The 23,087-nt window shown below is 68.2% G+C and carries 22 protein-coding genes; 12 read left to right on the forward strand and 10 right to left on the reverse strand.

Annotated elements, in window-relative coordinates:
- Window positions 1-42: 42 nt before the first annotated feature.
- Genes CVA01_RS11210 through CVA01_RS11220 form a run of 3 tightly spaced genes read left to right on the forward strand, consistent with a single transcriptional unit; the run spans window position 43 to window position 4,410 of the window.
- Window positions 43-915 carry a purine-nucleoside phosphorylase gene (locus CVA01_RS11210; protein WP_041630698.1) on the forward strand — a complete coding sequence of 291 codons (873 nt, stop codon included), beginning with the start codon at window positions 43-45 and terminating at the stop codon, window positions 913-915.
- Entirely contained in the window at window positions 912-2,492 is a 1,581-nt protein-coding gene (locus tag CVA01_RS11215; protein ID WP_141330801.1) for a phospho-sugar mutase, read from the forward strand. Before CVA01_RS11210 ends, CVA01_RS11215 begins: the two co-directional genes overlap by 4 nt.
- 58 nt (window positions 2,493-2,550) lie before the next feature.
- Window positions 2,551-4,410, forward strand: coding sequence for a glycosyltransferase family protein (locus CVA01_RS11220; RefSeq protein WP_141330803.1), 1,860 nt, complete (start codon window positions 2,551-2,553; stop codon window positions 4,408-4,410).
- A gap of 6 nt (window positions 4,411-4,416) precedes the next feature.
- Here CVA01_RS11220 and upp read toward each other — a convergent pair whose 3' ends face one another.
- Entirely contained in the window at window positions 4,417-5,064 is a 648-nt protein-coding gene (upp, locus tag CVA01_RS11225; RefSeq protein WP_014010720.1) for a uracil phosphoribosyltransferase, read from the reverse strand.
- A gap of 62 nt (window positions 5,065-5,126) precedes the next feature.
- Here upp and CVA01_RS11230 point away from each other — a divergent pair, with 62 nt between their 5' ends.
- The 5 genes from CVA01_RS11230 to CVA01_RS11250 all read left to right on the forward strand — a co-directional run bounded on the left by CVA01_RS11230 (window position 5,127) and on the right by CVA01_RS11250 (window position 9,469).
- A complete protein-coding gene (locus CVA01_RS11230; protein WP_014010721.1) occupies window positions 5,127-5,432 on the forward strand; it encodes a hypothetical protein in 306 nt (101 codons plus the stop codon).
- Window positions 5,429-6,394, forward strand: a complete 966-nt coding sequence (locus CVA01_RS11235; protein WP_141330805.1) for a C40 family peptidase — start codon at window positions 5,429-5,431, stop codon at window positions 6,392-6,394. The genes CVA01_RS11230 and CVA01_RS11235 overlap by 4 nt, the downstream gene beginning before the upstream one ends.
- Window positions 6,395-6,400: 6 nt before the next feature.
- A complete protein-coding gene (locus CVA01_RS11240) occupies window positions 6,401-6,607 on the forward strand; it encodes a hypothetical protein (RefSeq protein ID WP_014010723.1) in 207 nt (68 codons plus the stop codon).
- An 11-nt stretch (window positions 6,608-6,618) separates the two neighbouring features.
- On the forward strand, window positions 6,619-7,887 hold the full coding sequence (locus CVA01_RS11245) for a SatS C-terminal domain-containing protein (protein ID WP_141330807.1): 1,269 nt from the start codon (window positions 6,619-6,621) through the stop codon (window positions 7,885-7,887).
- 196 nt (window positions 7,888-8,083) lie between these two features.
- Window positions 8,084-9,469: an FUSC family protein gene (locus tag CVA01_RS11250; RefSeq protein ID WP_141330809.1), complete on the forward strand. Its 1,386-nt coding sequence runs from the start codon at window positions 8,084-8,086 to the stop codon at window positions 9,467-9,469.
- Between the two features lie 26 nt (window positions 9,470-9,495).
- On the opposite strand, the gene CVA01_RS11255 is transcribed toward CVA01_RS11250, so the two are convergent.
- The 6 genes from CVA01_RS11255 to CVA01_RS11280 all read right to left on the reverse strand — a co-directional run bounded on the left by CVA01_RS11255 (window position 9,496) and on the right by CVA01_RS11280 (window position 15,605).
- A complete protein-coding gene (locus tag CVA01_RS11255) occupies window positions 9,496-10,344 on the reverse strand; it encodes a hypothetical protein (protein ID WP_170209765.1) in 849 nt (282 codons plus the stop codon).
- A 99-nt stretch (window positions 10,345-10,443) separates the two neighbouring features.
- Window positions 10,444-11,955 (reverse strand): serine/threonine-protein kinase, encoded by a 1,512-nt coding sequence (locus CVA01_RS11260; RefSeq protein WP_244938274.1) that lies wholly within the window; start codon window positions 11,953-11,955, stop codon window positions 10,444-10,446.
- Window positions 11,956-11,965: 10 nt separating this feature from the next.
- Window positions 11,966-12,682 carry a hypothetical protein gene (locus tag CVA01_RS11265; protein WP_141330814.1) on the reverse strand — a complete coding sequence of 239 codons (717 nt, stop codon included), beginning with the start codon at window positions 12,680-12,682 and terminating at the stop codon, window positions 11,966-11,968.
- Between the two features lie 90 nt (window positions 12,683-12,772).
- Entirely contained in the window at window positions 12,773-13,540 is a 768-nt protein-coding gene (locus tag CVA01_RS11270) for an ATP-binding cassette domain-containing protein (protein ID WP_141330816.1), read from the reverse strand.
- Window positions 13,537-14,595, reverse strand: coding sequence for an ABC transporter permease (locus CVA01_RS11275; protein WP_014010730.1), 1,059 nt, complete (start codon window positions 14,593-14,595; stop codon window positions 13,537-13,539). Before CVA01_RS11275 ends, CVA01_RS11270 begins: the two co-directional genes overlap by 4 nt.
- Window positions 14,592-15,605 carry a sugar ABC transporter substrate-binding protein gene (locus CVA01_RS11280; protein WP_141330818.1) on the reverse strand — a complete coding sequence of 338 codons (1,014 nt, stop codon included), beginning with the start codon at window positions 15,603-15,605 and terminating at the stop codon, window positions 14,592-14,594. The genes CVA01_RS11275 and CVA01_RS11280 overlap by 4 nt, the downstream gene beginning before the upstream one ends.
- Before the next feature lie 348 nt (window positions 15,606-15,953).
- Here CVA01_RS11280 and CVA01_RS11285 point away from each other — a divergent pair, with 348 nt between their 5' ends.
- Window positions 15,954-16,760: a LiaF domain-containing protein gene (locus CVA01_RS11285; protein ID WP_141330820.1), complete on the forward strand. Its 807-nt coding sequence runs from the start codon at window positions 15,954-15,956 to the stop codon at window positions 16,758-16,760.
- Here the strand turns inward: CVA01_RS11285 and CVA01_RS11290 are convergent.
- Entirely contained in the window at window positions 16,747-18,084 is a 1,338-nt protein-coding gene (locus CVA01_RS11290; protein ID WP_244938275.1) for an aminotransferase class I/II-fold pyridoxal phosphate-dependent enzyme, read from the reverse strand. The genes CVA01_RS11285 and CVA01_RS11290 overlap by 14 nt on opposite strands.
- A gap of 50 nt (window positions 18,085-18,134) precedes the next feature.
- Window positions 18,135-19,475 carry an adenosine deaminase gene (locus CVA01_RS11295; protein ID WP_141330822.1) on the reverse strand — a complete coding sequence of 447 codons (1,341 nt, stop codon included), beginning with the start codon at window positions 19,473-19,475 and terminating at the stop codon, window positions 18,135-18,137.
- A 36-nt stretch (window positions 19,476-19,511) separates the two neighbouring features.
- Between CVA01_RS11295 and CVA01_RS11300 the strand changes: the two genes are divergently transcribed.
- Window positions 19,512-20,771 (forward strand): D-alanyl-D-alanine carboxypeptidase family protein, encoded by a 1,260-nt coding sequence (locus CVA01_RS11300; RefSeq protein WP_141330824.1) that lies wholly within the window; start codon window positions 19,512-19,514, stop codon window positions 20,769-20,771.
- A gap of 18 nt (window positions 20,772-20,789) precedes the next feature.
- Here CVA01_RS11300 and CVA01_RS11305 read toward each other — a convergent pair whose 3' ends face one another.
- Window positions 20,790-21,905 carry a YhjD/YihY/BrkB family envelope integrity protein gene (locus CVA01_RS11305; protein WP_170209766.1) on the reverse strand — a complete coding sequence of 372 codons (1,116 nt, stop codon included), beginning with the start codon at window positions 21,903-21,905 and terminating at the stop codon, window positions 20,790-20,792.
- 148 nt (window positions 21,906-22,053) lie between these two features.
- On the opposite strand from CVA01_RS11305, the gene CVA01_RS11310 reads away from it, so the two are divergent.
- Together CVA01_RS11310 and CVA01_RS11315 are read left to right on the forward strand one after the other, a co-directional pair.
- Entirely contained in the window at window positions 22,054-22,566 is a 513-nt protein-coding gene (locus tag CVA01_RS11310) for a hypothetical protein (RefSeq protein ID WP_141330826.1), read from the forward strand.
- Between the two features lie 288 nt (window positions 22,567-22,854).
- Entirely contained in the window at window positions 22,855-23,085 is a 231-nt protein-coding gene (locus CVA01_RS11315; RefSeq protein WP_014010743.1) for a hypothetical protein, read from the forward strand.
- Window positions 23,086-23,087 lie beyond the last annotated feature (2 nt).

The raw sequence follows: 23,087 nt of genomic DNA on the forward strand, positions 1-23,087 counted from the left end.
CCCCCACCGTCCCACTCCCGCCACCGACCTATGCTTGACCACATGACTGCGTCCCCCCACGGAACTCCCCACGAAACCCCACAGGAACAAGCACAGGAACTGGCCTCTCAGGCCGCCGCCGCCCTCGCCGACCGCACCGGACGCGAGGCCCATGACATCGCCGTGGTGCTCGGTTCAGGTTGGCGTCCCGCCGCCGACGTGCTCTGCGGGGCCGAGGGTGCCGGTGGATTCATCGAGTTCCCGATGTCCGATCTGCCCGGCTTCCTGCCACCGACAGCCGAAGGGCACGGCGGGACCGTCCGCAGCCTGGAGCTGGGAGGACGCCGCGTCCTCGTTCTTCTGGGCCGCACCCACGCCTACGAGGGCCACGAACTGTGGCGCACCGTCCACGCCGTGCGCACCGCCGCGGCAGCCGGGGTGGGGACCGTGGTGCTCACCAACGCCGCCGGCGGGCTGACCGAGGGCATGAGCGTCGGCGAGCCGGTGCTGATCAGCGACCACCTCAACATGACGATGCGCTCCCCGCTGGTCGGCGCGGAGTTCGTCAATATGGTGGACGCTTACGCGCCGCGGCTGCGGAAGATCGTGAAGGGGCAGAAAGGGCTCAGACCGGGGATGCGTGAGGCGGTGTACGCGATGACGCCCGGCCCGCAGTACGAGACGCCGGCCGAGATCCACATGTTGCGGACCTGCGGTGCGGGCCTGGTGGGCATGTCGACGGTCTACGAGACCATCGCCGCGCGCGCCGCCGATGTGGAGGTCCTGGGCATCTCCCTGGTCACGAACCTGGCCGCCGGGGTGACCGGTGAGCCGCTGAACCATGAGGAGGTGCTGGCCGCAGGTGCGGCCGCCGCCGAAGACATGGGCGGTCTGCTCGCCGAGCTCGTCTCCTCCGAGGCGGTGACCTCACTGTGATCGCCTTCGGAACCGCGGGCCTGCGCGCCCCCGTCGGCCCCGGTGAGGACCGGATGAATGTCTCCACCGTCACCCGGGCCACCGCCGGTGTCGCCGCCTGGCTCAAGGAACAGGGGGTGGAGAACCCGCGCGTCGCGGTCGGATTCGACGCCCGCTACGGCTCCAACGCCATGGCCCGGGCCGCCGCGGAGACCTTCGCCGGTGCCGGCTGCCAGGTGGTGGTGCTGCCGCTGCCCGCCCCGACCCCGGTGCTCGCCTGGCTGGTCCGCGACCGCGGCTTCGACGCCGGTGTGCAGATCACCGCCAGCCACAATCCCAAGGCCGACAACGGTTACAAGCTCTACCTCGCCGGCGGCTCCCAGCTGGTCAGCCCGGCGGACCGGGAGATCGAGGCGTGCATCGCCGCCACCCCTCCTGCTCCGGAGGTGCCCCGCTCCCCTGACGTACACCTGGACGTCCACGCCGTCGACGGTTACGTCACCGCGGTGACCGGCCTCGTCGGCTCGGGTGACGGCGCGGTACTGTCCGCCCGCCGGAACCTGCGCGTCCTGTTCACCCCGCTGCACGGGGTCGGTGGCACGGTGCTCACCGAGGTCTTCCGCGGTGCCGGGTTCACCACCCCGGCCACGGTGGCGTCCCAGCGCTGGCCGGATCCGGAGTTCCCCACCGTCTCCTTCCCCAACCCGGAGGAGCCGGGCACCTGCGACGGGCTGCTGGAGACTGCGGCGACGTCCGGCCCGTCGGAGCGTCCTGACCTGCTCATCGCCCTGGACCCGGATGCCGACCGCTGCATGCTCGGCATCCCCGACCCCGATGACCCGTGGGGCTACCGTATGCTGCGCGGGGACGAGACCGGCCCGCTGCTGGCGCGACGCCTCGTCCCGGTGCACGACAACGATGACCCGGACGCCGGCCCCGCCCCGGTCGTCGCGACGACCTGTGTCTCCTCCGGCCTGCTCGAACGCATCGCCGCGGCGTCCGGCTGGGACTTCCGGGAGACGCTCACCGGGTTCAAGCACCTGGCCCGCGCCGCCGACGACACCGACGGCGAGCTGGCCTTCGCCTACGAGGAGGCCATCGGTTCCTGCCCCGCCCCCTCACTGGTCGCGGACAAGGACGGGGTCGCCACCGCACTCGTCGCCGCGGTATGGGCCGCCGAACTCAAGGCCCAGGGACGCACCCTGCGTGATGAACTCGCCACACTCGACGAGCTCTACGGCACCGTGCGCACCGCCCAGGTGTCGGTGCGCCTCAGTGGGCCCCAGGCAGCGTCCGCGCTGGTCGCACAGTGGGCGACGGAGCCGCCGGAGGAACTCAGCGGGGATGCGTCGACCACCGTCACCGCGTTGGATCCGACCGCGGGGAAGGACGCCGGCTTCCGGATCATCTGGAATGACAGACGGGGACTGGACTACCGTGTGGTGGTCCGCCCGTCCGGGACCGAGCCGAAGGCGAAGCTCTACCTCCAGGTCTCCGGTCCCGTGCCGGGCACTACCCAGGGTGCCGTGTCCGGCACCGCTGTGGAATCCGCACTCGCGGAGCTGACGGCCACCGTCCGGCGCCTCGCCGGGCAGTGACCGTTGCGACCGCTGCGCAATATCAGATCCACCCCGCCCCAGAGACAGGAGACCCCCGGTGAACGGAGAGTCCGCGTCGTCGACCAGCACCACCCACGAGGACCGGGGCGAGGGCTCTGGACATCCCCTGCCGCGGTGGCCGTGGATCCCCTGGATGCCGCTGGCCCTGTCCGTCCTCGCCGCTGTACTGCTGCGGATCATCGATCCGCCGATGCGGGACCTGCAGGCCGCGTTGGCCCGCGAGTCCGCGCACCGGGCCGGGGTGGGTGTCAGCTACTGGTTCGACTGGTTCGGCGGTGTCTCCCCGGGCAGCTACTCGCTCATCGTTCCGACGCTGACCTCCTGGGTCGGTTCCCTGTTCCTGCTGTGCCTGTGCACCGTCATCATCTCCGCGCTGGCGTACCCGGTATCCCGCAATGCGACGCACCCCACCCTGCTGACCTGGGCCGTGGCCCTGTCTGCCGTGCTGAACATGTTCTCCGGCCGGGTCACCTTCGCCACCGGCGCGGCGATCGCGATGCTCGCGGTCTGGGCGTTCCAGCGGAAGCGGCCGGTGACCGGTGCGCTGCTGCTGGTGGTCTCCGGCCTGGCCAGTGCCCTGGTCCCCGCGTTCGCCGGGATGGTCCTGCTGCCGTTCTTCCTGGTCCGCCGGTACCGCAATGCGCGGATGTGGTGGGCCCTCGGCGGTGCCGCACTGGGCGTCGCGCTTCCCTACCTGCTCTTCGGCGCACCCGGCCAGCAGCCCTACCCGGTGACCAGTTTCCTCTGGTACCTGGTCATCGGCATCGGTGCAGTCCTCGCAATGGACAGCCCCGTGGCGACCAACCACGCCCCGGCACGGTGGATCGCCCCACTGGGAATCGTCGTCGCCACCGTCCTGTTCATCATCCCGACCGGGGTGGGGTCGAACCTGGGCCGGTTCTTCCTGTTCATCCTGCCCTGCGTGGTGCTGTTCTTCTCACTGAAGTCGCCGAAGGTGCTGGCACTGCTGCTGTCCCCGGCACTGGTCTACGGGCTGTTCTACGCCCTCTACGACCAGGTGTCGGTCACGGACGGCGAGAACCCGGAGACCCTGTACGCGCCACTGACCTCGCAGCTCGACGAGCTCGCCGACGACGGCCGGATCGAGAACCACCGCGTCGAACTGGTGGACACCGACACCCACGCCGGCGCCTACCTGCTCACCGACTCCGCCCCGCTGGCACGTGGTTGGGAGAACCAGTCCGACATGCGCTACAACTCCGTCTTCTTCGACAAGGACGCCCTGCATGCAGCGCCCTACCAGGACTGGCTGACGGACAACGCGGTGGCGTACGTAGCGGTGGCCGACAAGCCGATCCTGCAGCAGCGTCCCGAGGCCGAGCTCATCAATGAGGGCCTGCCGTACCTGAACCGGGTCTGGGGCAATGACGACTGGACCCTCTACGAGGTCGACGAGCCGACCCTGATAGTCCCTTCCCCGCTGCGCCTGCTGGAGACCACCCCGTCGGAGATGACGGTGGAGGTTCCCGAAGACGCCGTGGGCGAGGAGCACCTGATCCGTATCCGCCCGAACCGGTACCTCACCGCCACGCTGGTGCCGGGGAGTGCGCCTGCCACTGCGTCGGCTTCCGCGTCGGCTTCCGCGTCGGCCTCCGCAACAGCATCCTCTGGGACGACCACGACCTCCCCGACGACGGACGCTGACCCGGTCACCGCCTGCCTGGTTCCGACCGAGGACGAGGACTGGACCACGGTCCGCTTCGACGAACCGGGACGCTACATCCTCACCGGTCAGTTCAGTGTGTCGAGCATCCTCGAGCCCCTCTCCCCCTCCTGCGAGGACGAGGACGCCGGCGAGACGGGGCAGCCCGGGCATTCTGAGCGTTTTGAGCGTTCTGAACTCACGGAGCCCACGGAGCCTGCGGCCAGGGACTGACCGGGCCTACAGCTCGTCGAGGTCGATGTTGCGCGGCCCGTAGAGCCGGTCGCCCGCGTCGCCCAGACCCGGGACGATGTAGGCGTCCTCGTTGAGACCCGGGTCGATCGTCGCGGTGATCAGGCGTCCGACCGGCAGTCCGGAATCACGGACCGTCTCCACACCCGGCACCGCCGAGACCATGCACACCACGGTGATGTCCGTGGCGCCACGGCCGGCCAGCAACCGCAGCGCATGGATCAGCGAGCCGCCGGTGGCGAGCATCGGATCCACCAGGAACACGGTGTGTCCGGTGAGGTCCTCCGGCAGCGCCTCAAGGTACGGCACCGGCTCGTGGGTCTTCTCGTCGCGCGCCATGCCGATGAAGCCGACCTGGGCGTCCGGAATCATCGACAGTGCCGGATCGACCATGCCGAGCCCGGCGCGGATGATCGGCACGATGATCGGCGGATCCTGCAGGCGGCGTCCTTCCGCAACGGCCACCGGGGTCGTCACGTCGAACGTCTCGACCGGCAGGTTCCGGGACGCCTCGTAGATGAGCATCATCCCCAGGTCAGCGAGCGCCGCGCGGAAGGCGGCGTTGTCGGTCCGGGCGTCCCGCATGATCGTCAGCCGTGAGGCGACGAGCGGATGGTTTACCTCGACAATCTCCATGCATTCCAAAATACTTGGCCGGGCGGGGAACCACAGCACCGCCACCGGAGTCAAACAATGTCATGACCGGAATCACAGCTGAACCTGCCGCACTGACCACCGTCGCCGACCACGCCGCACAGACCGCCGGACGTCTCTCCGCCGGGGCCGATCCAGGCGAGGGACCACCGGTGTTCGCCCTCCCCCAGGCATCCCGGTTCCTCGCCGCGCTCACCGCCGCCCGTACACGGCAGGCCGCTGCCGCGACAGACTTCGCCCGCTTCTACGCGGACGCCGGCACCTCCCTCACCGCTCTCGCCGGAACCCTGACCAGCCAGGAGGACGCCGCCGCCGGCAGCTTCGGAGCCTTCACCGGAGGTCCGTCATGATCCCGGACCTCACCGCCCTGGTCTCCCCGGTCGCCCAGCTCATCCCCGCCGCGGCCGCCCCTGGCATCCACCCGCTCACCACCCTGCTGGGGGACGCCGGCCTCGGCGACGCACTGTCCGGGCTCCCCGCCCTGGCGGAGTCCGCGGTGACGGGGACTGCGGGCACCGCAGTCGTCTCCACGCTGGCCGACGCCGGACAGCAGGCGGTGGAACTGCTGCAACTCTCCGGCGACCTGGAGATCCTGGCCGAGGAGGCTGTCGCGGCGGTGACCCGGGCGGCCGACGACATCACCGTCATCGCCGGGCAGTGCGCCCGGGAGGTCGTCGCGCTGCTCATGGTCTCTCCGCTGAACCCGACGACCGGGGCCGCCGCCGCACAGATCGGGTGGGAACACCTGGGCCGGGCCGCGGAGCGGCTCACCGTGCTGGAGTCCGAGCTGGACGGGCTGGCGTCGCAGGTGGAGGTGGTGGACGCCGCGTCCCCGGTCGCCCCTGCCTCGCCCTCGGCACTGTCCGGTGCACCGGAATCGTCTGCCGCGGCTGACCCCGCGTCCGGCGCCGGAACGTCAACGGTGGCGGATCCCGGGGACACCGGTGACGTTGTCGGTGCGCCCACCCCGGAAGCCGCCGCCGCGGTGGAGGCAGCGAAGACGGCCCTGGGCACCCCGTATTCCTGGGGAGGGACCGTACCCGGCCAAGGCCTCGACTGCTCGGGGTTGACCCAGTGGGCCTACGGCCAGGCCGGTGTGGACATCCCCCGGACCGCCAACGCACAGGCCGTCGGGCCACAGGTGCCGATGGACGAGCTCGCACCCGGTGATCTGGCGGTGTGGGACGGCCATGTCGCCATGGTCACCGGCGACGGCATGATGATCGAGGCCGGTGACCCGGTGCAGATGTCGCCGGTACGTACAGAGAACATCGGTATGGGCTTCCACGGGTTCTACCGGCCCACCGGATAGGAGAAGATGATGCAGAACCGTTCCGGACTCGCCCGGATCACCTCCACCCCGCCCGACCCCGGCTACCACGCCGGCCAGTTCCTCGGTGCTCCCCCTCCGACGGTGCCCGCGGTGCTGGACCGCAGCCTGTTCAGTCCTGCTCACGGGGTCGTCCCCGGACCTGCCGACACATCGGGGGCACAGTCCGTCACGCCACCGCGCTCCGCCCGCTAGAATTGCCGACCATGGCAGACCACGGAATCGTCCCCCTCGAACTCGAGACCACCAACGGAACCTTCTTCACTCTCTGGGCTCCGGGATGGACCGCCCGGGGCGAACAGTGGCAGGCATTCCTCGGTGACGACTCCGGGGTCTTCGGCTTCGAGTCCCCCGCCGCCCTGCTCGCCTGGATCCGGGATCACAAGGGTAATGACGCCCACGATCTCGCCGACCATCCGAAGTGGGCCGCGTTCACCGAGAACGCCGCAGCGAAGGTCACCCCACGCAAGTCCGGGAAGATCAGCTTCATCGAGGTCCCGAACAACCTCGCCGGCCGTCCGTCCTTCGACAACGTCAAGGCCGTCGCCTCCGCGTTCGATGTGATGAAGTCCTTCGGCGCGGTCTGCGGCCTCGAGAAGATCAACTCCTGGTTCCGCTCCTACTCCATCCTCGGCAACACCTCCCGCGGTGCTGACCACTACAACGGCGAGAACGGTCTCGGCGAGTGGTCGAATGTGGGCTACACGGTGCTGGGCAAGTGGAAGGAGCTCCTGGAACTCGTCGACGAGCAGATCGTCTCCCCTGAGGTCGACGAGAAGTCCCTGGCCACCGCCGAGGCCGACATCGCCGCCGCCGAGGACGCGAAGAAGGAGGCGGACGTCGCGGCCGCTGCCGCCGCCGAGCAGGACGCCTCCGACGCCACGGAAGCCACCGAGGCAGCAGCCAAGGACGCAGACCCCTACGACTCGACCCCCTGGGCCGCCGCCGGTATCGACCCGGTACGCATCACCGTCGACGGTACGACCGTCTACACCCTGCGTTGCTACGTCGGCGACCGTGAGCCGGTCTTCCTCGGTGAGAACGGCCAGATCCACACCTTCACCTCGGGCCGTTCCATGGTCCGCTGGATGGTGGACGCCAAGGACCACGACCTCTCCCACTTCGAGACCTGGGATGACCTGGTCACCCTGGCCAACGCCGGTGAGCTGGAGGTCAGCGTCCACCCGTCGAACGAGTACGGTTTCACCGGCCTGCGCGAGGACATCGCCAAGGGCACCGACGCCGTCGACACCGACCAGCTGGGCCGTGCCTACGAGCTCGTCGCCGACGCCGCTGACTGGGCCGACGATGACTCGGTGAACCAGGTCCTGCTGGCCTACCCGCGCCTGCAGGACTACGTGGCCTACATGCTCGGCTCCCCGTCCTCCGGCACCCCGACCGCCCCCTTCGACGAGGAGGCCGAGGGCTGGGGTGAGATGGAGCGTCGTCTCACCGGGCGCTTCACGAAGTTCTGAGCCGGCTCACCGCACGGACAGGGTGAAACACGGTGGTCCTATAGTTGACGGGTGACCAGCTCTACTCCCCCGTCCCCGACCTCCGGAACACCTGCCCCCGACGCACCCCCCGACATCCCCGGGATGGTGGGCTCTGCTCACCGCGATCCACAATCCCCGGCCGACCTGGCCCGGCGCCCTGCGCGCCGCCCTGGCCATGGCGATCCCCGCCGGTATCGCCCTGCTGCTGGGCTATGAGCAGCAGATGCTGCTCATCACCGGCGGATTCTTCATCATCATGGTTTCCGGTGGCGCGACAATGGTCGCCAAGCAGGGCATGAACCCGGTCGAGGTCGGCGGGTGGGCCTTGCTCGGTGCCGCGACCGCCACCGTCATCGGCATGCTGCCCGCACTGTGGGGTCTGCACCGCCCGGAGATCACCGCGGTCGAGCGCCTGGAGAAGGCGGTGGCGTCCTACGCCGCGGACCCCGCCCCCACGGTTGCCCGCACCCACCAGGTCGAGACGTTGCTGGTCACGACCTGGTACATCCTCTTCGACGCCGGCCATGTCCGTGGCGGGGAGAGCACCTCCCGAGTCGTTCCCTCTGAGTCGACGACTCTCAGCGAAGAGCTGGTGCAGCGCACCCTCACCGCCCACGTCCGCCTGGCCCGGAGCAACCCCTCGGTCGGACGCCGCGACGATTCCGCCGCCGAGGAGTTCACCGACACCCCGAACTACATCGACCTGTCCCGGCACACCGTGCCGCTGGCCCGGCCGTCGATCCGGTACCGCGTCTACCGCTCGCTGCACTGGTACTCCCAGGCCACGATGGCGTCGATCAAGGTCACCGTCGCCTGCCTGGGTGCCGGTGTGCTGGGCATCGCCTGCGGTTTCGACCGCCCGGACTGGGCGGTCCTCTCGGCGATGCTGGTGCTGCAGTGGGGTCCGGAGCGTCGCTCGGGCACGATCCGTGGCCTGCACCGCGTCATCGGTTCGGTGGTGGGCGTCGGCATCTTCGCGGTCCTGCACCTGCTGGGGGTCCACGACTGGACGCTGCTGCTGGCCCTGGCGGCCTGCCAGTTATTCGCCGAGGTCTTCGTCGTGAAGAACTACGCCCTCACGGTGATGGTCTCGACCTCGTTGGCCCTGCTCATGGGCGGCGCCATCCCCCTGCCGCTCGGAGAGGTGGTCAGCGCCCGCTGGGCGGAGATCGGCCTGGCGACAGTATGTTCCGTTGCCGTACTGTGGCTGTACCCCCGCGTCGCCGCGGTCCGTCACGCGCAGCGTCTGGTCAACCGGTCCTTCGAGGCGATGGGTGCGCTGCTCGGTGAGCTGATGACCGCGTCCTCGGTGCAGGAGGACCTGTCCCAGCGCCGTGACCTGCAGTACGAGCTGCTCAGTGAACGTCGTGCCGCGCAGTCCGTCGCGCTCGACGCCGCCGGTTTCGCCGGTCTGCACTGGCCCCGGCACCTGGCGATCCAGCGCGCCGGCTACCGGCTGCTGGACTTCTGCACGGACGCCGGTGACCGTACGGCGAACCCGGAGGAGATCACGCGCCTGGCGGCGACGGTGAAGGACGCCCGGGAGACCACGGCGTCCTGATCCCCCTCCCCTGAGGATCCCCCCCCCTACTTGGTGGCGTCGTCCGAAGAGGACGCGTCCTCGGCGTCCTTCTCCTCCTCCGGGGCGACGATGCGGCGCACGCCCCAGACGATCTCGGCGATGCCGACCCAGGCGGCGGTGTGGGCGATGGCGAAGAGGATGCCCTTGAAGATGCTGAGGTCACCGTCGTCGGCGGTGAACATCAGGATCAACGGGTAGATCATGCCGATGACCATGATGCCCAGGCAGGCGAGATAGACCTTCGACTGCGACCGGTCACGACCGGCGACGGACAGCTGTGCGGTGTTGAACTGCGCTTTGGCCGGGGTCTGCTGTACCGGGCCACCGAAGTTCCCGGAGTTGAACTGCTGCTGGCCGTACTGGCCGTACTGGCCCTGCTGACCGGACTGGGCGAACTGGGACTGGCCGTAGCCGCTGTACTGACCGTAGGGGCTCTGCGAGGAGCCGGCTTCCTCCTCCGAGGAAGAAGAAGAGGACGAGGACGACCCCGGGTCACCGGCGGCGTTGATGACGCTGGTCGAGGCAGCGTCGTAGGACGGGACCGGGGACGACTCCGAAGACTCCGAGGACTCCGAGGACGCAGCCGGGCTGTCCGCGAGCTGGTGCAGCCAGGAGACGTCGATGACGCCGTCGGGACCGGCCAGCGCGGCCTCGTAGGTGTTGCGCTTGGCGGGGTCGGAGAGGATCGCCCGGGCCGTGGCGAGCTGGTCGACCTCCGGGGAGTTCGACGGGTAACCCTGGCCGACGAGGCCGTTGATGCGCCCGTCGAGCAGCGCCCCGATCTCCGTGGGCGGCATATCCTTGTTCAGCCCCAGCTCGGTGTACAGGTCGTAATTGGGCATTGCTCTGGTCACGTCCGTTCCGGTTCTCGAGTGAGTGAACCCTACTCATTGTTGACAGAGTGAAAGACTAATACATCAACCTGAGAATTCGTCGGGAACCTCACGGGAATGTCATGAACAGACCGGAATTCCCCTGAGGTCCTCCTCGGCAGTGTCCGACGCCAACAGCAGCGAGTACCTGTCCTTGCCCTCCGCCTGAGGCAGCGCGACCTGTGCGTCGCCCACCGGACCGGTCTTGATGACACACTCTCCGTCCGACAGCTCCTGGAGTTCCCGGCTCGATCCGAGACGGTCCCGGGTGTCGGCATCGCCGAAGTCGGCGGCGATGAGAGTGCGTCCACCTCCCCGGCAGGTGATCCGTGCCCGCTCACCGTCGCCGGTATCCGCCGCGGAACAGGTCATCCCGAGCCAGCCGGCGTCATTCTGCCGGTCCGGCAGGACCTGCGGGAGTGCCGCAGCCATCGCCTTCTCGTCCCCTGACCAGTCGGGATGACGCAGCGTGTCAGTCACGACGATACCCCCGACGACCAGGACCGCCACAGACAGCAGGGCGACCGCGCCGAGGAGGAGGCGGCGGGACCGGAGGGGTTTCCCGTCGGTCGGGATGGCCGGCGGGGGTGCGGCCTGTGTGGTCTGTGCTGTGTACGCGGTCGGAGCGGCAGGTGTCACCGCTCCCGCGTCCGCTGACTCCAGTGCGTTGAGGAACTCACGTGCGGAGGCGTAGCGCTGCGACGGGTCGTCGGCGAGTGCCCGGGCGAGGACGCCGACGATCTCCCGTGCCCTGCTCTGGTCCGGAGCTGCCAGTGCGTGCGCCGGGACCTCGGGGAACCGTCGGGCGAACCGCCAGGCCTCCTGACTCATGGTCTCGCGCAGCGGCCGCAGGGTGAGCATCTCGAAGACGATGAGGGCGAAGGCGTAGAGGTCCACCGAGTCGCCCGGCACCGGCCCACCCTGCACCGACCGGAACTGTTCCGGGGCCATGTAGCGGTCGGTGCCGATGAGGAACCCGGCGGACGTCAGCCGGGTCTCGTCCTGGGTGAGGCTGATGCCGAAGTCGGTGAGCAGCGGGACATTCCACGCGCTGTCGCGGTGGGCGCGGTCGGGCACGAGGATATTCGCCGGCTTCACGTCACGGTGGATGACCTGCGGCCGCATCCGGTGGATGGTGTCCAGGGCGTCCGCCACCGGACGCAGCAGCTCCACGGTCTCGGCGACGGTGAACGGTCCGCCGGAACTGCGCCGTGAGGCGATGAGTGCACCGAGGTCACCGCCCTCGACATAGTCCATGACGAAATACGCCACCCCCTCCGGCGAGGTCCGCGCCGAGTGCACGCCGACGATCGCCGGGTGACGCAGCTGCCCGAGGATCCGGCTTTCCTGCCGGAAACGCTGCAGGCTGTCCGGGCCGCCGCCGGTACTCTCCAGCACCTTCACCGCGACCCACCGGTTGAGGTCCCGGTCGCGGGCCCGGTAGACCCTGCCCATGCCGCCCTTGCCGATCTGGGTGAGGTCGGTGAGGCTGTGCCGTTCCTCCAGGCAGGCCAGGAACCGGGTCCAGGCGTTGTCGCCGGGGACCGGTGCAGTGGCGTTGTCGCTGCTGTGCTCGCTGCCGTGCTCGTTCACCGCCACCGCCTCACAGGGTTCCGCGGGTCTTCAACGACCAGTAGTTCTCCCTGGCGTAGCGGGCCAGGGCGAAGCGGCGTGCCGGGGCGTTGCCGCTGCGCACCGAGAATCCGGGCACGCCGTTGGTCTCCAGGGAGCGGCACAGGTAGTCGATCTTCGTGTTGACCTTCTTCTGCGACCACCCGAGCGCCTGCTCAAGAGCACGCACCGAGGGCACCTTGTCCATCCCGGCACCTGGGTTCGCGATCAGCGGGGCGGCGAGAGCCTGCAGGAGCAGCTTCTGTTCCTCGTTCGGCTCGAAGCGTCCCACCGTCATCGTGCCGAGGTCGATAGCGCCGTCGAGAACGCTGTCGACGGCGGGCGGACGCAGCGTCCTGGCGACCGTGAGGTGCAGTTCATAGGTGCAGCCGGAGGTCGCGAAGACCACCGCAGACTCCCCCGACGGCAGCGGCAGTGTCGCACCGGGGCCGACGCGCAGTTCAGCGAAGGAGTTCTCCGCCCACGGGTGGATGCCCGCGGTGATGCGGGTGCCGTAGTTGGTGACCATCCAGGTGGCGCCGTCGGCCCAGAACTGGAGGAACCGACGGTGCATGAACTCGTCGTCCTCCCCGACCGGGAAGGTCGCCGAGCGTCCGGTCATCAGGGTCTGCCCCGGGTCGAGGGCGACGCGGTGCCCGATGAGATCGTCCACGACCATCTGGCCGGGGTGTACCGCGAACTGCGCCACTGTTCCTCCGTGCAAGGCTCCGCTGTGTTGTCCCCGGCTATCCTATCGAACGGCTGGACGTTGATCCCCGGTTGATCTCCGGGTGCCCGGTCACCGCTCCAGTTCGTGGGCCAGGGAGGACAGTTCCCCGCCACCGGCCATCTCGAGGGTCAGCTCGTCGAGGGTGACCTCGTCGCGGGAGGCGTCCATCTTCTGGCGTCCCAGGTTCAGCAGGATGAACCGGTCGCCGACCAGGTACGCGTGGTGCGGGTTGTGGGTGATGAAGATGACGCCGAGCCCCTCGTCACGGGCCGCAGCGATGAACCGCAGCACCATGCCGGACTGCTTCACGCCGAGGGCCGCGGTCGGCTCGTCGAGAATGAGCAGGCGGGCACCGAAGTACATGGCGCGGGCGATGGCGACGACCTGGCGCTGGCCACCGGACAGTGAGGCGATCGGGACCGCCACGTCCGGCAGGTCGATGCCCATGTGGTGGAGCCGCTCGTGGGTGATCTCCCGCATCTCGGCCTCGCGCATCTTCCCGAACCGGCCGGTGAGTTCCTGGCCGAGGAAGAAGTTGCGCCACACCGGCATCTCACCGACGACGGCGAGGTCCTGGTAGACCGTCGCGATGCCGTGGTCGAGGGAGTCACGCGGGGAGCCGAAGCTCACCTCTTCCCCGTCGACGAGGATCTCACCCTCGGTGGGCTTGTGGAGCCCGGCGAGGATCTTGATCAGCGTGGACTTTCCGGCACCGTTGTCGCCGAGGACGCAGGTCACGGTGCCGGCGTCCACGGAGAGGTTGATGTCGCTCAGCGCACGGAAGGCGCCGTAGGCCTTGCCGACGCCGCGGAGTTCGATGATGTGCTCTTCGCTCATTTGCGGGCCTCCGTGAACTTCGAGAAGGAACGGTTGGACAGGACGGCCAGCAACAGCACGCCGCCGACGAAGAACTTCAGCCAGTCCGGGTTCCAGCCGGCGTAGACGATGCCCTGGGTGGTCATGCCGTAGATCAGCGCACCGATCGCGGTGCCGATCGCCGTGCCCTTGCCGCCGGTCATCGCCACACCGCCGACGACGGCGGCGATGATGTAGAAGAACTCGTTGCCGACGCCCTGCCCGGCCTGGATCGAATCGAACTCGTAGAGGTTGTGCTGACCGACGAACCAGCAGGACGCCGCGACAACCATGAACAGGATGATCTTCACCCGGTCGACCGGCACACCGACGGCGCGGGAGGCCTCCGGGTTACCGCCGACGGCGAAGATCCAGTTACCGAACTTCGTCTTGAACAGGAGGAAGTGGGCCACCAGCACGAAGAGGATCCACCAGAAGATCGTGACCTTCAGGGTGACGCCGAAGACGTCCCACTGACCGGCGAAGAGCTTCCGGCAGAACTCGAAGCCCTGCATGTCGGCGATGGACTTGGTGGAGACCGCGTCCATGATCCGCTTGGTCAGTGCCAGGTTGAGACCTTGGAGCATGAGGAAGGTCGCCAGGGTGATGAGGAAGCTGGGCACACCGGTCTTGGTGACCATCCAGCCGTTGAAGAAGCCGATGGCCAGGGCGAGTACCAGGGCGAGCAGTGAGCCGACCCAGGACTGCATGTGCCACTGGTAGTTCATCATCGTGGCGGCCAGGGCCGTGGAGGTCACCGCCACACCGGTCGACAGGTCGAATTCGTCGGCGATCATCAGCAGGCCGACAGCCAGGGCGACGATGCCGAGGGTGGAGGAGACGTAGAGGACCGTCGCGAAGGAGTCGAGGGAGCGGAAGCTCGGTGCGACGACCATGAACAGCACGAAGACGCCGACCGCACCGATGACGCTGGCGAGCTCCGGCCGGTGCATGAGCTTTTCGAGCCCCTGGCGGGTGCGCGGGGTGGTGGTTTCCGCGGAAACCTCCGCGGTCACCTCAGTGGAGGGGATACTCATCGCAGACCGTCCTTGGCGGCGTCCGCGATGGTGTCGATGTTGTCGGCGTCGACGAAGCTCGGGCCGGAGTAGACGGGGCGTCCACCACCGACGGTGGTGCCGTTGCGCTTGGCGAGCCAGAGGGAGTCGACTGCCAGATAGCCCTGCAGGTAGGGCTGCTGGTCGACGGCAAAGGAGATGTCGCCGCTCTTGATGGCGGGGACGAGCTCGGCGTTCGTGTCGAAGGTGCCGATCTTCACGTCCTCGCCGGGGTTGCGGCCGGCTTCCTCGGCGGCCTGGGCGGCGACGAGGCCGACCGGGGTGACCAGGGACATGATCCAGTCGATGGAGCTGTCCTGGGCGAGCTTGGCCTTGATGGTGGACTGCACGGAGGTGAGCTCCTGGCCGTTGACGTAGAGCGTCTCGACGGTGCCGGCACCGCCGAGGCCCTTCTTCACGCCGGCACAGCGGTCCTCCTGGGACTGGTTGCCCTGCTCGTGGATGACGCAGAGGACCTTCTTGGCACCCTCGTCATTGAGGCGCTCGCCGGCCTGCTGACCGGCGACGCCCTCCTCCTGGCCGAAGAATCCGGTGAGACCGTACTTCTCGTACTGCTCCATGCCGGCGTTGAGGCCGACGACCGGGATACCGGCGTTGACGGCCTTCTTCGCGACCGGGCCGATAGCCGAGGCGTTCGGCATGGTCACGGCGATGCCGTCGACGTTGGAGTCGATGGCGTTCTGCACGAGGGCGGCCTGGTTGGGGGCCTGCGGGTCCGAGCTGTAGCGCAGTTCGATGTTGTCCTTCTGCGCGGCGTCCTCGGCACCCTTGCGGACGAGGTCCCAGAAGGTGTCGCCCGGCGCGCCGTGGCTGACCATGCTGACGACGTAGCGGGGGGTGTCGACGGTGCCGCCACCGGAGCCGTCGCCGTTGTCACGCGGCGCACCGCCGGTCGAGGAGCAGGCGGCGAGGGACACTGCGAGGGCTGCAGTCATGGCGGCAGCAACGGTCCTGAGGGTCTTCTTGAACATCACAACCGTTCAGTCAAGGCTTCTGAAGCGGTTAAGTCAAGCCACCTGACCTGCTCATTTATCGATCAACTTGATCGGTTAAGCGCCGTTTACCTGCAGGAGGACGCCGGTCTCCGGAGCGCCATCTCTTCCCTGTCTGACACTCCTGTAGTGCACTCCGGTCCACGTCACGCTACCGCGTCAGGTGCCAGGCAACTCATACCAGGCACCCGGTCCAGCCACCCCATACTAGGGCTTCATGTCTGCGGCACTCACAGAATCGCGATTCTATGGCAGCGAAGCCCGGATCTGTGAGTGCCGCAGACATGCTGCAATGGCGGCACGTAGCCCGAAGGTATTGTCGACCTTATGACGTCCCCCGAACCCACTGATCCGACGGACCCGACGGACCCGACGGACCCGACCGCCCCCCTGCCCGCCCGCATCACCGACGACCGACGCCAGGCTCTCAACGAGAAGCTCACCCTCGCCGTCGGCCAGGGACGGATCGACCTCAGTGAGTTCTCCACGATCAGCGACGCCGTCTGGTCGGTCACCGACGCCGACCGGTTCTCCCGCATCGAGCAGCTCGTCACGGGGAAGACCACCCCGCCCGACGACGCCGAGATCGACCGGCTCGCGGAGAAGGCCGCCCCCTCCCCCGAGGACGCGGCGAAGCCCGGAGATCCCGCGAACCCCGCCCCGGCGGTGAAGCCCAAGGGCAGCATCAGCTCCTTCTCCACCACCATCAACCACTACCAGTCCTCTACCGTCGTCCCCGAGAACCATGTCCCCACCCAGTCCACCTGGTTCGGTGACATCAGGCTCAAGGGCACCATGCAGCTGCGCGAACGCGAGGGCTACAGCCTCGTCTTCGGTGACCTTGACCTCGATCTCCGGGAGATGACGCTCACGGCGTCCACGACGGTGCTGCAGGCCAACCTGATCTTCGGCGACGTGAAGCTCACCGTGCCGCCAGGGGTGCAGGTCGTCAACCAGATGAAGCTCACCTTCGGTGATGTGAAGGTCTCGCAGCGCGAGGGAGGTGCGACCCCGAACTACCCGGGCGCGCCGACGGTCGTCCTCACCGGGCGGACGATGTTCGGGGACCTCCGGGTGCGGGTCGCCGAGCCCGGCGAGAAGCAGGGCTTCTGGAACTGGCTCATCGAGGGGTAGACACAGCCACAAGGTCGGCGACCAGTCGGTCCATGTCGGCGTCCGACAGTTCATGGACAGTGAGCCGCAGATGGGTGTCGGCGTCCGTGCCGCCGAGCCGGAACAGTCCGCCGTCGCGGACGATCCAGCCGCGTCCGCGCAGGTCAGCAGCCGCAGCGTCCGAGGGGACGCCCAGGTCCACCCAGATGTTCAGCCCGTCGACACTGGAGGACGCCAGCCCCGCGTCCGCCAGCTTCGCCAGGAACACCTCGTTGCGTCCGGCATAGTGTGCCGCCGCCGCATCGAGCCCGGAGCGGATGTCGGCGTCCGACAGCAGAGCGGCGACCGTGCGCTGCAGCAGATGGCTCACCCACGTCGTGCCGCCGTTGATCCGCCGGGACAGTTTCTCCGCCGTCTCCGGGTCGGACGCCACCAGTGCGGTCCGCAGATCCGGCCCCAGCGACTTCGACATCGAGCGCACCAGCGCCCACCGTGTCTGACCTGCCGGAATCGCGGTCTCGTAGGGTGACTGCGACAGTCCGGCGAACTGGTCGTCCTCGATGACGAGGACGCCCAGGTAGTCCGCCAGCACCTCCTGCAGCGCCTGCGCCCGTGCGTGGGTCAGGCTCACTCCGGTCGGGTTGTGGGCCCGCGGCGTGCAGACCACCGCCCGCGCCCCGTCGTCCAGGGCGGCACGCAACGCCTCAGGGTCCATTCCCTCGGCGTCCACCGGAACGGGGACGACGCGGTAGCCGGCCAGGCGCGTGGAGTTGCCGGAGCTGAGGAAGCAGGGATCCTCGAGAGCGACGGCGTCGCCGGTGGCGGCGACCGTGGCCAGGAGTCGTTCGAGGGCGTCGACCGCGCCGGCGGTCACGCTGATCACGGCGTCCTCGGCACGGTCGGCGAGATCTGGTCCGAGCAGCCGCAGGGCGACGCGTCCCAGTTCAGGATGGGTGGCGGCGGTACCGTAGAGCGGCGGCGGGGCCGGCGCGAGACGGACCGAGGAGGCGTCCGGCAGCAGGGTGGCGTCCGGATTGCCGTGGCCGATGTCGCGCACGGTCGAGGAATTGCCGGACGCCGCGCCCTCTGTCGCCGGTTCCGCGACCCCCGCCACGGTCGTTCCTGCACCCCGGCGGCTCACGGCGATCCCGGCATGGACGAGGTTGCGGTAGGCCGCCTGGACAGTGTTCCGGTTCACGCCGAGGGTGTCTGCGAGCGTGCGGACCGGCGGCAGCCGGTCACCCGGAGTGAGGACGCCACGGTCGACGAGTCCCCGCACACTCTCGGCGATGCCGGCGGCGGTCGATCCGGTGATGGGAAGTTGCCCTTGTCCCTGCTCAGTCACGTGAGCCAGTGTGCCACAGGGGAAGGTCACTGCCCCTCGCCCGGCGTCCCCTACCTGGCGTCGCCGGCGTCGTCCCCGTCGGAGCTCTCAGCGTCCCCTGCCTCATCCTCATCGTCATCGAGGGTCAGACCGAGCTGCTCCAGCTCCGCCTTGAGGTTCTCCATCGACAGCTCGACCTCCTCGGAGCCCACACCGTGGGAGTGGACGTGCTCACCGTGCAGGGCGTCGATGCCGGCAGCGGCGGTGCGCCCCTCGACCTCGTCGACGGCGAGGTCCATGGCGTCCCCCAGCTTGGAGTAGGCGGGGTAGATGACCTCGCGCTCCAGCTCGTCACGCAGCGGCTGGTCGCAGAACGCGGTCTCCAGCGCATTGGTGGTCAGTTCGAGGAACTGCCAGTACTCGAGGTCGAAGGCCTCGGCGAGCTTCACCATCTCACCGCTCATGGTGCAGCCGGAGACCAGCCGGTTGTCGGTGTTCACGGTGCAGGTGAAACCGAGCTCGTAGAGCAGGTTGAAGGGGTGCTCCTCCACCGAGTCGCAGACACCGGTCTGGGTGTTGGAGGTCGGGCAGATCTCCAGCGGGATGCGGCGGTCGCGGACGAACTTGGCGACCTTCCCGAGCTCGAGTCCGCCCATGGTGGCCTCGATGTCCTCGTAGATCCGGATGCCGTGGCCGATGCGCACGGCACCCTGGCGCAGACCGTCGGCGATGGACTCCACGCCCGCGGCCTCACCGGCGTGGACGGTCACCGGGATGAGGTTCTCGCGCAGCAGGCTGAACGCGGCGACGTGGTTGGACGGCGGGAAACCGTCCTCGGCACCGGCGATGTCGAAGCCGACGACGTATCCCTCGCCCGGGGTGTGCTCGCCGTAGTTGTCGACGAGCAGCTGGGCGATCTCCAGGGCCCGGTCGGCGTGACGCATGGCGCACAGCAGCAGCCGGGCGTGGATACGGTGACCCGCGGCAGCGGCGGCACGCTCACCTTCCTTGACACCCTGCACGGTCGCATCGACGACCTCCTGCAGGCTCAGTCCCTTGGCCTGGTGCTGCTCGGGGGCGTAGCGCAGTTCGGCGTAGCAGGCACCGTCGGCGGCGAGGTCCTCGACGGCCTCCTTCGTGACGCGGACCAGGGAGTCCTTGGTCTGCATGACGGCGGTGGTGTGGTCGAAGGTGGTGAGGTAGGTCGGAAGGTCGCCGGAGTTCGCGGCGTCGAAGAACCACTTCTCCAGTTCGGCGGCGTCGGTGGTGGGCAGTCCGTCGTAGCCGGTCTCGGCGGCGATGTCGATGATGGTCTGGGGACGCAGCCCGCCGTCCAGGTGGTCGTGGAGGACAACCTTGGGCAGGGTGCGGACGATCTCGGGATCGACGGTGGAGTACGCGGGTTCAGTCATGGTGCACCACGATACCGCCGGTAGAGTTCTTCGACGATGCGTACTCTCCTTTCCGCCGGGCTTGCCGTGCTCATGGCGTCCGCCACCGTCTCCCCCGCCGCCGCGCAGGAGGGCCTCAACGGTATGCCGAGGATGCAGTGGCTGCCGTTGACCTCCCCGGTGGGGACGCCGCTGCCGCGGGACCATGCCCTGTGGACCGACGACTGCCGCTACGACAGGCGGCTGCCGAGGGCCTTCGACAAGGACGCCGTACGCGGTGCGGACGTGGACCCGGTGATCACCGTGGAGCGTCCCGGGCCGGGCGGAGAAGACCTTGACACCTGCAGCACTGTCACAGCAGACGGGCTCGACCTGCCGACACGCCTGAGCCTGGGCAGTTACGTCCTCTATGACGTGGACTCCGGCAACGTACTCGCGGCGAAGGACCCCTACGGCCTGTACCGCCCGGCGTCGATCATCAAGATCCTGCTGGTCATGGTCGCCCTGGACGAACTGGACATGGACCAGAAGGTCAAGGTCACCGAGGAGATGGCCACTGTCGACGGTTCGAAGGTAGGGGTCGGACCCGGTGGGAAGTACACGGCGGAGCAGCTGCTGCAGGGGCTGGTGATGAACTCCGGCAATGACGCCGCCCTCGCCCTGGCCGGAGCGCTCGGCGGTACGGACGCCACGGTGGAGAAGATGCAGTCGCTCGCCGACTCGTTGGGGGTGCAGGCGACAAAGGTGACCACGGTCAACGGGCTGGACACCCCCGAGGTCCAGACGACCGCCTACGACCTGGCGCTGGTCTACCGGGCGGCGTTCCAGCGACAGGATGTGCGCGACCTGCTCGGCACGGAGCAGGCGACGTTCCCGGGGTACCGGGACAATCCGGAGTTCCAGATCTCCAGTGACAACGGACTGCTCTACGACTACCCGGGCACGATCGGTGGGAAGACGGGGTTCACCGACAATGCACGGCACACCTACGCCGCTGCGGTCTCCCGCAAGGGGCGAACGCTGGGCGTGGTGATGCTCAATTCGACCGTCGCGGCGGGGCGTCCGTGGCAGCAGGCGGAGACCGTCTTCGACGCCGCCTTCGACGCCCCGGAGGACGCCTCGGTCGGGCGGCTGGTGGATTCAGCGTCCCCCGACAACACGGTGGAAGCGGCGGAACCGGCAGGAGCTGCAGATCCCGCTCCGGCGGATTCCGACACCCCGCAGGACTCCCCCACCACCGGGATCTCGCTGATCGTCGCCGGCATGGTGTGCGTCCTCGCCGCCGGAGCATGGATCCTCATCCGCCGACGACGCTGAACCGGTGGCGGGCCGGCCCTACTTCCTGCTGAATAACCCGCCGATCGCGCTGCCGGTCTTCATGACGATCCCGCCGAGCAGGACGCCCATCGCTGCTCCTGCCCCGACCAGACCCGCCTGGCGGATGTTCTGCTCGGTCTGTGCCGGCGGGTGGGAGTCGCGTCGGATCTGGATGACAGCCGGTGCCGGAGCATCCGGAATGACCTCCGCAAGTGCCTCGGGGGACGTGGCCACCCAGGCGGAGCAGTAGAGGGTGATGCGCCACAGCAGGTACAGCAGCACCATCACACCGATGATCGGGCCGAAGGCCGCGCCGGCCGGGTTGGACATGGTGTTGTTGAAGAAGACGGTGGCGAACTGCTTGAAGAACTCCAGCCCGATCGCGCCGATGACCGCACCACGCACCGCGGCCTTGCGTGGCACATGGGTGCGCGGGAAGAACATCAGCATCCAGAACATGACCACCCAGTTGGCGACCAGTGCGATGAGCAGCGCGATGATCCAGACGAAGACCCGGATACCGGTGATGTTGTCCAGGTTCAGTGTCTCGATGATGGTCCAGGTGAATCCACCGGAGCCGATCGCGGTGACGGCGAAGGCGACTCCCAGGGCGAGCAGCAGACCGATCAGGGCGATGAGGTCGCTGATCTTCCCCTTGATGAAATTGTCCGAAGTCAGGTCTGCTTTCCACATCGCGGAGATGCCGGCCCGGAGGTTCCCGATCCAGCCGAGACCGGTCCAGAGGGTCAACACGAGACCGATACCGAAGATGCTTCCGCGCTGTCCGATCGCCGTATTCAGAATGTCGGTGAGGGTATCGCCGAGATCACCGGACGCCGAGTCCTTGATGTCGTCGATGATGTCGTTGAGCAGGTCCTCATTACCCGCCAGAACCATGGCCACCACGGCCACGACCAGCATGATCAGCGGGAAAATCGACAGCACCGAGAAGTAGGTGATGCCTGCAGCGTAGTAATTTCCACCCTGTTCGCCGTACCGGTCGTTCATGTGCATGACGTGGTCGAGCCAGGGCCATTTCGCCCGGAACTTCTCCACGGCGGACTGTTTCTCTGCGGCGCTACTGTCGCCGTTGTCGTCAGTGCCTGTGGTCGTGGCTTCAGTGCTGGCGGCCATCGGTACATCCTCACGGTCGTCTGATATTGATACAGCCCTCCACACTAGTGCGGAAAACCTCGGGCGTGCGTTGCAATTCGCACGGTACATTGATGTCGACTGTTTCGTCGGAATCAGACATCGGGCGCATGACGATCAGGAGAACACCATGTCCGGCATCGATCTGGATGCGTCCCTCGGGGTCGACCGCTCGGCCGATCCTGCCACCCTCGCCGCGGAACTCGACCGCCGGATCAGCTCATCCTGGGGCGAGGATCCCGCGAAAGTCACGCAGCTGCGGAACGCACGCGCCATTCTGGGGGACGCCGGACGCCGCGTCCGGTACGACCGTCAGCTCGATGACCCCGCGGCGCCGCCGGTGACCGAACAGGTGCTGGAGCAGCTGGCGTCCTCCCTCGGGAATGAGAGCGAGACCTCGGTGATTCCGGCGGCTGACCTGGGGCCGCAGGGCTACGGCCAGCAGCAGGGCTACGGCCAGCAGCAGGGGTTCGGCCAGCAGCAGGGGGTTCAACACCAACCCCTACGCCAGTCAGCCGTGGCAGCAGGGGCAACCGGGGAAGTCCGGAACCTCGAAGGTCGTGTGGGTCGTGGTGGCCGCCGTCGCGGCGGTGATCATCGTCCACGGCGCCGTCGGCACCACCTGGTTCATCATGCGCGATGACGGTGACGACAATTCCTCGACCTCGGCATCCCGCTTCACGGAGCAGGACGCACCGCACTCGGAGGCCGTCCCCGTCCCGCGCACTCGGAGGCCGTCCCCGTCCCGACGGAGACCGAGGACTACGACGACTACCTCGACGATGACGACGACTATCTCGACGACTACGACTTCGACTACGACCTGGGGGAGGTATCGGTCAGCGGGCCGACCGCCACGACCGCGACCTGCGACGGCAGGGACTGCGTCCGCATCGAGATCAAACTCGACGGCGACGGCGAGGTGAGCATCATGGACGCGTTCGCGGGCGATGAGCTGCAGATCGACGTCTTCGGTGTGGACGTCAAGTACCAGGACGACTTCCCGGTCACCGACCGCTCCGACGGACGGTTCGACTATCTGCGGGCGACCTCGGACGAGTACGACTGGCCGCGTCTGGCAATCGGGGTGCCGGAAGGCACGGAATACACGGTCGACGATGGCTCAGCGAACCACCTCATCACCGTCGAGGTGTTCGTCTGACC

This window comes from Corynebacterium variabile (assembly GCF_006539825.1).
GTDB classification, from domain to species: Bacteria; Actinomycetota; Actinomycetes; order Mycobacteriales; family Mycobacteriaceae; genus Corynebacterium; species Corynebacterium variabile.

Coding starts and splice junctions, on each gene's coding strand:
- CVA01_RS11210 (WP_041630698.1), top strand. CDS start 43: ATGACTGCGTCCCCCCACGGAACTCCCCACGAAACCCCACAGGAACAA.
- upp (WP_014010720.1), bottom strand. CDS start 5,064: ATGGAGATTGTCGAGGTAAACCATCCGCTCGTCGCCTCACGGCTGACG.
- CVA01_RS11230 (WP_014010721.1), top strand. CDS start 5,127: ATGACCGGAATCACAGCTGAACCTGCCGCACTGACCACCGTCGCCGAC.
- CVA01_RS11235 (WP_141330805.1), top strand. CDS start 5,429: ATGATCCCGGACCTCACCGCCCTGGTCTCCCCGGTCGCCCAGCTCATC.
- CVA01_RS11240 (WP_014010723.1), top strand. CDS start 6,401: ATGATGCAGAACCGTTCCGGACTCGCCCGGATCACCTCCACCCCGCCC.
- CVA01_RS11245 (WP_141330807.1), top strand. CDS start 6,619: ATGGCAGACCACGGAATCGTCCCCCTCGAACTCGAGACCACCAACGGA.
- CVA01_RS11250 (WP_141330809.1), top strand. CDS start 8,084: ATGGCGATCCCCGCCGGTATCGCCCTGCTGCTGGGCTATGAGCAGCAG.
- CVA01_RS11270 (WP_141330816.1), bottom strand. CDS start 13,540: ATGAGCGAAGAGCACATCATCGAACTCCGCGGCGTCGGCAAGGCCTAC.
- CVA01_RS11275 (WP_014010730.1), bottom strand. CDS start 14,595: ATGAGTATCCCCTCCACTGAGGTGACCGCGGAGGTTTCCGCGGAAACC.
- CVA01_RS11280 (WP_141330818.1), bottom strand. CDS start 15,605: ATGTTCAAGAAGACCCTCAGGACCGTTGCTGCCGCCATGACTGCAGCC.
- CVA01_RS11285 (WP_141330820.1), top strand. CDS start 15,954: ATGACGTCCCCCGAACCCACTGATCCGACGGACCCGACGGACCCGACG.
- CVA01_RS11295 (WP_141330822.1), bottom strand. CDS start 19,475: ATGACTGAACCCGCGTACTCCACCGTCGATCCCGAGATCGTCCGCACC.
- CVA01_RS11300 (WP_141330824.1), top strand. CDS start 19,512: ATGCGTACTCTCCTTTCCGCCGGGCTTGCCGTGCTCATGGCGTCCGCC.
- CVA01_RS11305 (WP_170209766.1), bottom strand. CDS start 21,905: ATGGCCGCCAGCACTGAAGCCACGACCACAGGCACTGACGACAACGGC.
- CVA01_RS11310 (WP_141330826.1), top strand. CDS start 22,054: ATGTCCGGCATCGATCTGGATGCGTCCCTCGGGGTCGACCGCTCGGCC.
- CVA01_RS11315 (WP_014010743.1), top strand. CDS start 22,855: ATGGACGCGTTCGCGGGCGATGAGCTGCAGATCGACGTCTTCGGTGTG.